Annotated in this window: 12 protein-coding genes; 8 read left to right on the top strand and 4 right to left on the bottom strand. The window is 34.5% G+C overall.

The window, feature by feature from the left end; all coding sequences use genetic code 11:
• Positions 1–681: 681 nt before the first annotated feature.
• Positions 682–2208: an acyl-CoA carboxylase subunit beta gene (locus ABWU56_RS00770; RefSeq protein ID WP_010403701.1), complete on the bottom strand. Its 1527-nt coding sequence runs from the start codon at positions 2206–2208 to the stop codon at positions 682–684.
• 124 nt (positions 2209–2332) lie between these two features.
• On the bottom strand, positions 2333–3157 hold the full coding sequence (locus ABWU56_RS00765; protein ID WP_353281601.1) for a hypothetical protein: 825 nt from the start codon (positions 3155–3157) through the stop codon (positions 2333–2335).
• 135 nt (positions 3158–3292) lie between these two features.
• On the opposite strand from ABWU56_RS00765, the gene der reads away from it, so the two are divergent.
• From der to lpdA, 5 genes are all read left to right on the top strand, one after another.
• The gene (der, locus tag ABWU56_RS00760) at positions 3293–4618 is read left to right on the top strand and encodes a ribosome biogenesis GTPase Der (RefSeq protein WP_264376004.1); all 1326 of its coding nucleotides are present in this window, start codon (positions 3293–3295) and stop codon (positions 4616–4618) included.
• A 132-nt stretch (positions 4619–4750) separates the two neighbouring features.
• A complete protein-coding gene (locus ABWU56_RS00755) occupies positions 4751–5791 on the top strand; it encodes a hypothetical protein (RefSeq protein WP_264730083.1) in 1041 nt (346 codons plus the stop codon).
• 93 nt (positions 5792–5884) lie between these two features.
• Positions 5885–6376: a disulfide bond formation protein B gene (locus tag ABWU56_RS00750; protein WP_264376006.1), complete on the top strand. Its 492-nt coding sequence runs from the start codon at positions 5885–5887 to the stop codon at positions 6374–6376.
• Positions 6364–7242, top strand: coding sequence for an aminoglycoside phosphotransferase family protein (locus tag ABWU56_RS00745; RefSeq protein WP_264376007.1), 879 nt, complete (start codon positions 6364–6366; stop codon positions 7240–7242). The genes ABWU56_RS00750 and ABWU56_RS00745 overlap by 13 nt, the downstream gene beginning before the upstream one ends.
• A 612-nt stretch (positions 7243–7854) precedes the next feature.
• On the top strand, positions 7855–9240 hold the full coding sequence (gene lpdA / locus ABWU56_RS00740) for a dihydrolipoyl dehydrogenase (protein ID WP_353281600.1): 1386 nt from the start codon (positions 7855–7857) through the stop codon (positions 9238–9240).
• 1 nt (position 9241) lies between these two features.
• On the opposite strand, the gene ABWU56_RS00735 is transcribed toward lpdA, so the two are convergent.
• Positions 9242–9601, bottom strand: a complete 360-nt coding sequence (locus ABWU56_RS00735; RefSeq protein WP_214303140.1) for a hypothetical protein — start codon at positions 9599–9601, stop codon at positions 9242–9244.
• 73 nt (positions 9602–9674) lie between these two features.
• Between ABWU56_RS00735 and ABWU56_RS00730 the strand changes: the two genes are divergently transcribed.
• Positions 9675–10697, top strand: a complete 1023-nt coding sequence (locus tag ABWU56_RS00730; RefSeq protein WP_353281599.1) for a UDP-N-acetylglucosamine--N-acetylmuramyl-(pentapeptide) pyrophosphoryl-undecaprenol N-acetylglucosamine transferase — start codon at positions 9675–9677, stop codon at positions 10695–10697.
• Here ABWU56_RS00730 and gshB read toward each other — a convergent pair.
• Positions 10682–11608: a glutathione synthase gene (gene gshB / locus ABWU56_RS00725; RefSeq protein ID WP_353281598.1), complete on the bottom strand. Its 927-nt coding sequence runs from the start codon at positions 11606–11608 to the stop codon at positions 10682–10684. The genes ABWU56_RS00730 and gshB overlap by 16 nt on opposite strands.
• A gap of 63 nt (positions 11609–11671) precedes the next feature.
• Between gshB and bcp the strand changes: the two genes are divergently transcribed.
• A complete protein-coding gene (gene bcp / locus ABWU56_RS00720; RefSeq protein ID WP_010403789.1) occupies positions 11672–12139 on the top strand; it encodes a thioredoxin-dependent thiol peroxidase in 468 nt (155 codons plus the stop codon).
• Positions 12140–12147: 8 nt separating this feature from the next.
• On the top strand, positions 12148–13227 hold the full coding sequence (gene recF / locus ABWU56_RS00715) for a DNA replication/repair protein RecF (protein WP_353281597.1): 1080 nt from the start codon (positions 12148–12150) through the stop codon (positions 13225–13227).
• The last annotated feature ends 15 nt before the right edge of the window (positions 13228–13242 follow it).

Raw genomic sequence — 13242 nt, 5'->3', positions numbered from 1 at the left:
TAAGCTTAATGTTTGCCATAAATAAAACAGGACATTGAAGAAGTGTAAGTAATTACGATTAAGCAAATATAATTTATTGCTAAGTAGGTGATAAGGATAATTTTAATTATCTCTTTAAAACTTTACTCTTCCCATATTATTGAACACCTTATAATAAAGACTGAGAAGAAAGTTATAAAGGATTCCATATTCTTATCATCATAGCGCTGTTACTACAGTAATAACACTAAGAATAACTATAAGTTTCTTTGAATGATAGTTGAATTTTGATTGAAATTTTGAGGCTATAAAAACCGCAGGTACCAGTTGGTTTTTATTAGCTAAAGTAAAGGTCAAGTATCTGGAATTCTGAACATAAAATCCCCCTATGAAAAAAAGATTAGAAAAAAATGCAGTGCACATACGACAGAAATTAAGTATGTGTGTATGCACCCACATACGCTGAAGAGGATACGCTACATTTTTTTATGAGTTTAATAAAAAAAGTCTGCAGACAAAGATAAATTTTTGAGCTCTAAAAGTATCTCTAATTGTAGTTATAATCAGATTTAAAATGTGCGGAAGTAATTTTTTAGCTATAAGAATATATTATAGAAAAAAGGAACCCAAAAGTTAGCGTTATTGGTAATCCAACTTGGTGTAACGGCACTGTAGACCTTACAATAAAGACTGAGAGGAAAGTTACAAAGGAAGATTATCATGCTTCTTCCATATTCTTTCTACTTTCTTGTTTTTAAGTAGCTCTAATGCTTTGTGAAAGTGATGCCTTGTTTTACTTGGCACTATAATGTCATCAATGTATCCATGTGATGCAGCAAAAAATGGATTAGCAAATTTCTCTTTATATTCTTTGATTAACGTTTGCTGTTCTTTTTCATGCCTAAATATAATTTCAACTGCACTTTCAGGGCCCATTACAGCTATCTCAGCGGTTGGCCAAGCATAATTTATATCACCTTTTAAATGCTTTGAGTTCATAACAATATATGCACCACCATACGCTTTTCTAGTGATAAGGCTAATTTTCGGCACGGTCGCTTCAGCGTAAGCGTAAAGCAGTTTCGCTCCGTGTTGTATTATATTATTGTATTCTTGATTCGTGCCAGGTAAAAACCCTGGAACATCAATAAGTGTGATGATGGGAATGTTAAATGCGTCACAAAATCTTACAAACCTTGCAGCTTTTCTTGAAGAGTCAATATCCAAGCATCCTGCAAGGTGCATAGGTTGATTTGCAACAACACCAATAGTATTTCCTCCAATTCTGCCAAAGCCAATTATGATGTTACGAGCAAAATCGGGTTTTAGTTCAAAAAATTTCCTTTCATCACACACCTTTTCAATGAGTTCATACATATCATAAGGAGTATTAGGATTACTAGGAACTAGAGTGTTCAAAGATTCATCAACATCATCAATTAAGTCGCAGATTGGTACAGTTTTTGGCAACTCTTGATTATTTGCTGGCAAAAAGGTGAAGAATTTTCGCATTTCTAGTAGCATTTCAACTTCATTATTGAATGCAAAATCTGCTACTCCTGTTTTGCTCGTATGAATTTTTGCTCCACCGAGATCTTCGTGGCTTACGTTCTCGTATGTAACTTTTTTCACTACATCTGGTCCGGTTATAAACATGTATGAGCTATTTTTTACCATGAAAATAAAATCGGTTAGCGCTGGAGAGTAAACTGCACCGCCAGCACATGGGCCCATGATTAGAGAGATTTGTGGTATAACGCCTGATGCATTTACATTCCTTTGAAAAATTTCTCCGTAACCAGCAAGGGAATTTACTCCTTCTTGGATTCTGGCTCCACCAGAATCGTTTAGTCCGATAATTGGAATTCTGGCATTAATTGCCATATCCATAATTTTGCATATTTTTTTTGCATGTGATGCACCAAGTGATCCACCAAAGACAGTGAAATCCTGAGAATAAACAAAAACTTTTCTGCCATAAATAGTACCATGGCCAATTACAACTCCATCACCTAAAAAATCAGCATTTTGCATGCCAAAATCAGTTGCGTGATGCTTCACAAACTTATCATACTCTTGAAATGAATTTTCATCGAGCAATATACTCAGCCTTTCTCTAGCGGTTAGCTTTCCTTTTTCATGTTGCTTGTTAACTCTATCAGGACCTCCTCCTTTTTCGGCTTCTAATGTTTTGATCTTTAGAGTTTCTAGTATTTCAGAGTCTTGCATGTAGTAAAATAACTTTCAAATTGGTTGTAAACTTTATTGAGCTTACAAATCCTATTGATTATACACATACACCGTTGCTGCATGCAACGGTGTATGTGTACGATAATTAATGCGCTAGCAATTTCTATTTAATATTTTGAGAATGCTGAGACTCACTAACATTCTGTGCACTTGCACTTGTTACACCTGTTGATGGATTAATTGTTATAACTTCTCTTTCAATTCCTTGTAAGTTTGAAGCCAATGAGACCAATTTTGCTAGAGTCATGTCATTATATTTATCCATCTTCTTATTCTCATAATAGCCAATTTTTATTTTTACAGCTTTGTTTTCCTCGAAGTCCTCAGGACTTATATTATCACTTAAATCAGTACAAAATACGTTACCATTTTCACTAATATTTAAAGCAATACTGCAATCTCTATCACCCACTTTCCAGTTAAATTTAATTATACAAGACTCATTTAGTATTTGATAAAGCCTTACACCATCATCACTTTGTGAAACACGCACCAACCTTTTATCTTCTGGAGATACAAATGTAAAAGCTCCAATTTTTGGATTACTATCCTTTAAGGCTTTACCAGGAAATGAGTTATCAAATTTTAACTCACCTCTGCCTTCTTTTAACGATACCCATGCAGTAAATGATTTATCTTCTTTTCCTCTCAACCTCACATCTATAGAATCATTACCTGTATATTCAGCAATTCCTTTTCGAATTACACTCAGAAATTTCTTAGTTTCTTCATCATTGTCACTCAAAAAAAGCTCCTTATTTTCATGTGACCAGGATGGATCATTGAGATTCTCCAATGCTTTAGCTAAAGTTATATAGTTATATATACGTGTCCTGTTGTTATAAGGTGTCCCTAATTTATAAATTTTAGGAGTTAATTGAGCAACTTGATCGAAATTCATTATTAAAGTTTCATTTGCATTATGCATAGCGCCTCCAATTTTACATAATAAACTTAAGATAAAATATGCTAATTTTAGGATAGGTATATAATCTATCAAGTCAATAGTTAAACTAAAAAATTTTGATTATAATTTACTATGTATAAAATACGCTCTTAAACTATGCTGAAAATAGTCATAATAGGCCTTCCAAATGCAGGCAAGTCAACTCTATTTAATAGGCTAGTAAGAAGAAAAGCAGCGGTAGTTAGTGACATTCCAGGAGTAACGAGAGATAGGCGTGAAGGAATTGGAAGAATTAGTGATTTAGAGTTTAAAGTTATAGATACAGGAGGATGGAATGACCAAACCAGTTTTTCACTACAAGTTATTGAACAAATAGAGTTTTCTTTATTAAGCGCAGATGTAATTTTTTTTCTTGTTGATGCAAAAGTGCAAAACGAGCAGAACAAAGAGTTTGCAAAGTGGCTGAAGAGAAAAACGAACAAACCTGTAATACTAATAGCAAACAAATGCGAAAGTCATAAATCGGAAAATGTTGATTATTTGCAGTTCTTCAACTTCATAGGTCCGGTGTATATCTCAGCCGAACATAATCTTGGTATGATTGATCTTTATGATGTATTAGCTGGTGTTATTGAAGATTTTAACAAAAAAACTGAGCTGCCTGAAAGTGAGTCCATTAGACTGAGGATTGCAATCATCGGTCGCCCAAACGTTGGAAAATCAACTTTTTTAAACAGTTTACTTGCAGAAAATAGACTAATAGTAAGCTCAAAACCTGGTACCACGCGTGACTCTGTGGATATTTCATACGACCATAATGGGAAATTAATCACTCTCATCGATACTGCGGGAATCCGCAGAAAGGCAAATGTTGTTGATAACTTAGAATCAAGATTTGTTGAAAAAAGTATAGAGTCAATAAAGCGCTCTCATGTAGTGATTTTAATGCTAGATTCCTTGCTTGGCGTTGAGCAGCAGGATTTATCAATTGCTGAAGCTGCAATTAAAGGGGGGAAGGGAATTATCATTGTTTTAAATAAGTGGGATTTAATAGGTAAGGATGACAGAAGTAAGTTAATAAAATTTGTCAAACAACAGGAAGTGACTCGGTTATTTTTGGAAGTGCCAACTGTAACAATTTCTGCATTGAAAGGTATGCGCTGTGGTGATGTGATAGATAAGTGTCTTGAAGTGAGTGAATCCTTAAACAAGAAGATCAGCACTGCAAAACTGAATAATTGGCTAATAGATGCTGTGGAAAAACATTCTCACCCACTTATAAAAGGTAGAGAGATTAAAATGAAGTATATTGCTCAAATTGGCACCAAACCTCCAGCTTTTTCTTTGGTATGCAACGTCCCGGAAAGTGTTGATGAGAGTTATAAACGTTATTTGACTAATGGTCTTAGAAAAAACTTCTTTGTTGAAGGCGTACCAGTCAGATTGCTTTTGAAAAAGAATAAGAATCCCTATGTAAAGTAGGTAATCTTGTTTTATTAATAATATAGTTTTTTATCTTATTAATATTCTTAATAAGTAAATAATATTACTTAAATAAGTAGTTGATAAATTAATATTATATAGTAAAGTATTAACTTGTTTAGTACTTTTGCTATGAATTATAAAGGACAAGATTTAAGGCCTGGATCTCCACATACTTTCACGGTTGATACACCTTTAGTATTTCAGTGGCTTCCAAGGCAATATGGATACCTGATTCCAGAAAAATATTTGGAGAGATTGAGCGAATGGGCAAAAAGAGAAGATACGCGTGTAGTGAAGTTAGTAATAAATGGATCTGGTTTTACTCCTACGCAACGTAAAGAGTTGGAGAATAAAATATCAAACAGAAAATTTAACCCAAACAAAAATATAGAACTTATAGATTTTAATGAGCTGGATTTAGGAGAGTATGAATTCAGCTTTCACTTACAACCAAATAAGAAAACAGAACTATCTAAATGTCCTTTATACAATGTATCTCAATATTTCAAAGATCTATACTCTATTCCAGAAAGTAAAAGATTATCTTTTGGTGTTGAGATAGACAGTATGCGTATATTTATGTTGTTAGCACTGAAGTCTCCTATGATCTATTTTGATTTTGATATCTTACCTAAAGAAGATAAGAAAGTTGGTGAGATTCAGGCTGTGCATGGCTTTTTGGTTGCTGAAAATGACAGAAAAGGTTATGACTATGATGGTATAGCAAGTATTGAAAATGCTATCATTGCTCTAAGCGATGCTGGTAGAGTAAAAATTATGGAAATTTACAATGAAGTAAAGAATAAGTTTCAAAAAGATTATCCTTTGTTTAAGTTATCAGAACATGAGATTTACAAAATTATGGAAGAGATAGTATATTTCACTCTTTCTAATGACGTTCTTCTTCTTATATCTAGCTATCAAGATTCTAACAAACGTTACAATAGACGTTTGGAAGAAGCAAGATTGCTTATGCAAGAAACATTTGGGTTTAAAACCAATGGAGGAGAAGTTGATATTCAATATGACAATAGCTGGACGAAAAACAAGGATGAATTGTATACTAAAGAAGAGATTGCAAAAATAGATAGTGATACTAGAGTTGCAACTGATATGAAAGGGCTGATTACTGAACCAATATACAACGGCGAGCATATGTATAGGGTGTAAAAGTGGTAACATAGTACTTAGTGTTCTATCGTTACATGAAACGTTGTCAAACAAGAGTTGACTCTTCACAGATATTGTAGTAATTCATTAACTATGTCAGATGTAAATAACAGTTCTATAATCTTTTTGCTGTCAAGTGCCGCTGCTCTGATTTTTGCATATGTGCTAGAGTATTTCTTCAATATGCTACCATGCAAGTTATGCATATACGAGCGAGTAGTTTACTATGTTACAGGGCTACTTGCAGTTGCGTATATGTTCAAAGACAACAAAATCCTAATCTATGCGATGTTTTGCAGCTATCTCATTGGTGCAATAATATCTTTTTATCATGTAGGTCTTGAACTCCACTTATTTCATGATGTTTTAGGCTGTACAGAGCAAGCAAGTGGTAACGTTAGCATAGAAGAGCTAAGAAATAATCTATTAAACCCTAACTACTCTCCGTCTTGTGACAGACCTCATTATATTTTTGGTGTTTCGTTAGCAACATGGAATCTTATTTATCTTATAGTAGCCCTGTTTGTATCAGGTAGGATATATTGTAAAGAAAGAAATTTAAGGCACAATTGGTGCAAAAAGTAGCAAGAGTAGATGCTGCATTTGTACACCGCTTAGTTGTCACCCAGTTTCCGCAATTTAAAGATCTATCTATCTGCCAAATCGTGCCCGGTGGATGGGACAATAGAACATTTCGTCTGGGTGATCACATGCTTGTGCGTATGCCAAGCGCTGCAAAGTATGCAATGCAGGTGGAAAAGGAACAAAAGTGGTTACCCAGGTTGGCACCTTTACTGCCACTTTCAATTCCAAAGCCTTTGGCAATGGGAGAGTCGTGTGAGGGTTACCCGTGGCAATGGTCTATTTACCAATGGATTGATGGCAACACCGCTGCATCTGTGCACATAGCAGATCTGAATGACTTTGCAACCAGCCTTGCTCAATTTCTCGCTGCTTTACAACGCATAGATACTACAGATGGGCCTCTTCCCGGACCACATAATTTCTATCGTGGAGGGGTACTAACAACCTATAATGCTGAGACAAAGCAAGCAATTGCCGTTCTAAAAGATAGAATAGATGCCAATGCTGCAATCGAGCTCTGGGAAGCAGCGCTAGCAAGCGCTTGGAAAGGTTTGCCAGTGTGGGTCCATGGTGACGTTAGCGCTGGCAACCTATTGGTGCAAGAAGGAAAATTGAGTGCCGTCATTGATTTTGGAGGATTGGGGATCGGCGATCCCGCTTGCGATCTAATGATTGCTTGGACGCTGCTTAGAGGAGAAAGCCGAAAAATCTTCCGTGCAATGCTTCCGTTGGATGCTAGCACTTGGACTCGTGGCCGTGCCTGGGCTTTATGGAAGGCTCTTGCTGATATTACCACAAACACGAACGCTGTCGAAGCTTGGCACACTATTAATGAAGTGTTTAGAGATTATAAACGCAATTCATAAAGTATATTTGTATGAACATTGTGATTTGAGAGCAATCTCCACTAGAAAGGATGTAATCTCAGTATTGAAATCCAGTTTTTTTATCAAAAAATTTTTTGTATAAGGAAGGTATCATACTAGTCACAGCTGTACGAACATTGTGATTTGGGCTAAAAAGATGCGAGTAGCCCCTTCGGTGTCATCTTATGTTTTTGTCATCCCAGTGCCCAGATACTGGGATCCAGAACAGGTAATAAGAAGTGCTGGAATGACATCCTGAAATTTTAGCTACAAATATTAAGAAATTTACCAAATAGAAAAAAGGCAAAAGAATCCCCCAGTAGTGAGTTTTAATAATGTAAATTGATAATGTGCTAACAAGCGTGTTTTGGCTGAAGTAGAAAAAATTTAAAAAACATGCAGCCGCTATAATTTTATGTAATTTGCCAATAAATATCTGAGTTTTTTACTGAATTTTGTTGTTAAATCTGCAGAGATTAAAAACAAGGATAAATACTCTTATTGATATAAGAAGAAAAGTGGGAAGGTTTGTCAAGCCGCTTCTATGCACCTGAGCATTGATCATACGGGTTCCATCTGTTATATATAGTCTTTTGCATACGAAGAAAACTGATGAATGAGTATGATATTACAGTTATAGGCAGCGGTCCTGGTGGTTATATAGCAGCAATTAGAGCGGCGCAGCTTGGACTTAAAACTGCAATTGTTGAAAAGGAGGAAAATTTGGGTGGTATATGCTTAAATTGGGGATGTATACCAACAAAATCGCTACTTAGAGCATCTGAAATTTATAGATTAATAAGAAGATCAGAAGAATTTGGCATAAAAGTAAAGGATGCAAGTTTTGATATACAATCAATGGTGAAATATTCAAGGAACGTTGTTGGCAAGCTATCAAGTGGTGTTGGGTATTTGATGAAAAAAAATAACATCAAAGTCCATCAAGGCTTCGGTAAACTTGCAGGTAATCGTACTATAAAAATTCTTAATGACAAAAAGGAGGAGGAAATTTCTTCCAAGCATATCATTTTAGCAACAGGTGTAAGGGCAAGAAATCTTCCTGGAATCGAAGTAGATGGAGATTTAATATGGAATGCGCAGCACGCTATGACTCCAAAGAAGTTACCAAAATCTCTACTAATCATAGGTTCTGGTGCGATAGGAATAGAGTTTGCAAGTTTTTATAGTACTTTGGGAGTTGATGTAACAATTATAGAAGTAAAAGACACTATTTTGCCGCTGGAAGATAAAGATATTTCAAATTTAGCACAAGAAATATTCACAAAACAAAGGATAAAAATATATACAAACAGTAGCGTAAAAGCTTTGACTAAAAATAAAGACTTTGCTCAAGTGTTACTAAGTAGTGGTGAGAGCAAAGAATTTGATAGGGTGATTGTTGCAGTTGGCGTGCAAGCAAACACTGAAAATATAGGTTTAGAAAATACAAAAATTAAGTTGAGTCCTTCTGGTTTCATTGAAACGAATGAGTGGTATGAAACAAGTGAATCAAGTGTGTATGCAATAGGTGATGTAGCTGGTCCCCCATGTTTAGCGCATAAAGCAAGTCATGAAGCTGTAATCTGTGTTGAGAAAATTGCCGGTAAAAATGCTCATAAGTTAAAAAAAGAGTGCATACCAAATTGCACTTACTCTCATCCGCAAGTAGCAAGCGTTGGCCTTACTGAGGAACAGGCAATAAAAAGTGGATACGATATAAAAGTAGGAAAATTTCACTCCAACTTTAATGGTAAATCTATTGCACTAAGTGAAACTGAAGGTTTAGTGAAAACAATTATAGACAAAAAAACAGGCGAACTTCTTGGAGCTCACATGATAGGAGCGGAAGTAACAGAGTTAATTAGCAATTTCGCTCTTGCAAAGCAACTAGAGGGAACAGACTGCGACATAAAATCTACGATTTTTCCTCATCCAACTATTTCGGAAATTATACACGAATCAGTACTTGCTGCAGATGATGAATCGTTAAATAGTTAAGCTAACGATCCATTGTTTTAGAGCTACAATTATCCTGATTAGGCGATTCAATTCTAATAGATTGATTACCAATATCAGATTTTTCTAACTTTTCTTTTAACCCTTCAGCTGCTTCTTTCACTTCAAGCTTTTTTTCCTGATTAAGATCCTCTGGGCTTTTTCTTTTACTGTCTAAACCTTGTTGTCTATCAATATTTTTATTGAGTTGTTCTTGCTGAGGTAGATCAACAACTGAGTTAAAAAGAGCTTTTATTATGTTTTTTAATAAACCTCCGCTTCTGCTTTGCTCTTGAGGCTTATTTTTTACGTTAGATTCTTTTTTACTGTCACTACTTTTAGGCATTTTTAACTCAACTATCATAAAGCTTGATAAAATTTTACATGCAAAGTATTAAAAAATAATTAACAATCTATTATCAAATTACTACTTACAGATGACTATTATTCTAGCAACAGGCGGTACAGGTGGGCATGTTTTTCCAGCTATAACCTTAGCAAAAGCACTAAAGGTACAAGGGCACAATTGTATATTATTCACTGATCAAAAAACCATCAATATAGAAAGTTATATTTTACCATTGTGCAAGCCAAGTGGCAACAAATTGAAGTTTCTCTTTTTGTTAATGTATAGTTGTGTATTAGCACTGTATCAAACAAGAAAATTAAAACCAAAGCTAATCATTGGTTTTGGTAGCTACGCCTCTTTTCCAACTCTTTTTGCAGCAAAGATTTTTTCTATACCTATAATTTTACATGAACAAAATATAGTTTTAGGGAGAGTAAATAGATTCTTTTTCAAGAGTGCAAAATTAATTGCAACTAGCTTTCCAGAGACTAAGTATGCAGAAGGTAGTAAATGCGTTTTTACAGGAAATTTTGTCGATATAGAAGCACAAGGCTATTCTAGAGCTGAAACAGTTTTAAACGTGTTAATAATAGCAGGCAGTCAGGGTGCAAATTTTTTTGATGATGTAGTGAGCAGCGTAATTTGTGATCTACCTGTTGAAGTAAAAGAGAGGATTAGAGTAACGCAGCAATGTACGAAGAAAAATATAAACAAGGTCAAGAGTCTATACAAAAATGAAGGAATTGATTGTGAGTTAAGTGAGTTTTTCGATGATATGGAAAATAAACTGGCCAATGCTCATTTGGTAATTAGCAGAGCGGGGGCAACTTCAATAGCAGAGATTACTCTTGCTGAGCGTCCTGCTGTATATATTCCTTATCCTCACTCAAAAGATAACCATCAATTTTATAATGCAAAACATATTGAAGATTCGGGAGCAGCTGTAATAGTTGAGCAAAATAGTAACGCGAAAAAGAATCTAGGAGAGTTGCTAGTTGATTTATTGCAAAATTGTCAAAAATTGCGTGATATGGCTAATAATACTAAGAAAACAAGAATAAGGAATGGAGTTACTGAATTTATTAAGGCAATAGCTCAAGAACTTAGTTGACGAATTGCTTTTTTTTCAAATGCATCCCATAGTTCTTTTTCTAGTGATTTACTATACAACTTATTGATATAAACTACTCCCGTAGGTGAGGTAGTATTAATTTCGAGCAGGAAGTCATCTATAATATCAATACCAACAAATATTAGCCCTCTTTTCTTTAGCTCAGGACCAATTTTATTACATATTTCAGTGTCTCTATCATTCATTTCAATAGATTCAAAACTTGCTCCAAGCCGCATATTTGTTCTAATTTCTCCGCTAGCTTTTGGAACTCGCTTCATTGCTCCTATTGGTTTACCATCTAGCAATAGTATCCTCTTGTCTCTGTCTATATTCTTGCAAAATGCTTGTGCAATTACAGGACATTCATATTTTGCAACCATGAGCTCTGCTACTACTTGAATACTATTTTTGTCCTGTATCCTTATTACGTCATTTCCTCCATAGCTATATAGTGGTTTCAAGATGATATCCTGATAGTCGTGACAAAAATTTCTAATCATCGATATATTTTCAGTGATCAAAGTTGGAGGAATTAGCTCTGGAAATAGTGAAGTAATTAATTTTTCAGGACAGTTTCTTATTTCTGTTGGATTATTTATTACTAACGCAGTAGTCTTTTCTAAGATATAGGTTGTTGTAATGTACCGCATATCAAAAGGTGGGTCCTGCCTGATAAGTATGATATCCATTTCATTCAAATCTATAGTTACATCTTCTTTAGAAGTAAAACCAAAATCATCAACGCTGACTTTCTGAGCAAGAGCAATTGACTGATTTAACTTGAGTGCTAGATTATTAGGAACATAGACAAAAATTTCGTGCTTTCTCCTCTGCGCTTCTTTTATTAATGCAAATGTAGTATCAGTTTCAAAATTTATATTTTCATCCATTTGAAAAGCTACTTTCATTTATCCTCCCTTCCTATTACAATATACTATAGTACCATAAAAGTGTTAATAATGGAGCAAAGTATGGAATTAACAGTAGGAAATAATGCACCTGATTTTAGTTTGCCAACAGATTCTGGCGAAATTTTATCGCTGAGTGAATTTTTTGATAAAAAAAATGTAGTCCTTTATTTTTATCCTAAAGACGATACTCCGGGCTGTACAATGGAGGCAAAAGGCTTTAGAGACAAAATAGAAAATTTCTCTTCTCTTGACACAGTGATAATTGGTGTATCAAAAGATAGCGTTAAGTGCCACGCTAACTTCAAAGCAAAATATTCTTTGCCATTTTCTTTAGTTTCTGATGAAAATGCTGAAATGTTGGAAAAATATGGTGTTTGGGTAGAAAAAAGCATGTTTGGCAAAAAGTATATGGGAATAGAGCGCACTACTTTTTTAATAGATAAAAAAGGTAAAGTAGTGAAGATCTGGAAAAACGTAAAAGTTAGTGGACATGTTGATGAGGTTCTAGAAGAAGTAAGGAGAATATAAATTAAAGAATGACTACCCATTGCTATATAAAAAAACTGAAATTATATAACTTTCGTAGTCATTCAAACTTTGAACTGGATTTAGATGATAGACCAGTTGTAGTAACTGGCAAAAATGGTATTGGAAAAACTAATATACTTGAAGCAATCTCATTGCTTGCTAAAAGCAACGGAATGAAAAAAGCAAAAATCAATGAGATGCAAAATAGGCGCAGTAATGAAAGTTGGGTAGTGTATTATGATTTTTTCAATGGAGCAGAGCTTAACTCAATTGGTATAGGAAAGAATCTTAATAAGAAATTAATACAAATTGATGGAAAAACACAATCAAGTTATTCATCTCTGTATAGAATATCCAATGTAATATGGCTCATTCCACAAATGGACTATATTCTTCTTAATTCTCCGAGCGACAGATTAAAATTTTTAGACCGTATCGTCTCACTGTTTGAAGAAAATTACACTTATTGCTATATGAAATACAGGAAAGCTAAACATGAGCGAAGTAAACTGCTTAGAGAGAATATTTTAGACGGAAATTGGCTCTCTAGCCTTGAAAATGTCATGGCTACCAATGCAGTTGATATTTTACGTATGCGTTTGTCTGTTTTAAAAATACTACAGGGCACAATTGATAACCATTCTTGTGAGTTTTTTCCAAAGGCAAGTTTGAAATTTAGCAGTCAGCTAACTTTGAACGATACTGCAGAATATTTTCAGAATCGTCTAAAGGAAAACAGAGAAAAAGACTCATTAACTGGTAGAGTAACCTTTTCTGTACATAATGATAATTTTCGGGTTTTTTGCCAAAAAGGGGACATGCCAATAAATCTTTGTTCTACTGGAGAGCAAAAGCTATTACTGCTTTCTATCATCTTATCCAGTGTAAAAGCAAGGTGTATTTACTACAATAAAGCACCTCTTCTTCTGCTTGACGATATAATGTCGCATCTGGATAAAGATTACAGAAAGGTGTTAATGGAGGAGGTGTTAAGCATTCAATGTCAAACTTGGATAACCGATGTAAATCAAGATAATTTCAATAACTATCTTTGCTCTTTCAAGTTTTTTGAATTATCAAGTAAATAAATTTCAAGCGTGCTG

Origin of the sequence: Wolbachia endosymbiont (group B) of Horisme vitalbata, from assembly GCF_964028625.1 — a bacterium.
Taxonomy (GTDB): Bacteria; Pseudomonadota; Alphaproteobacteria; order Rickettsiales; family Anaplasmataceae; genus Wolbachia.
Note: the sequence above shows the minus strand (reverse complement) of the source record. Positions and strands in the feature narration are given on the sequence as shown.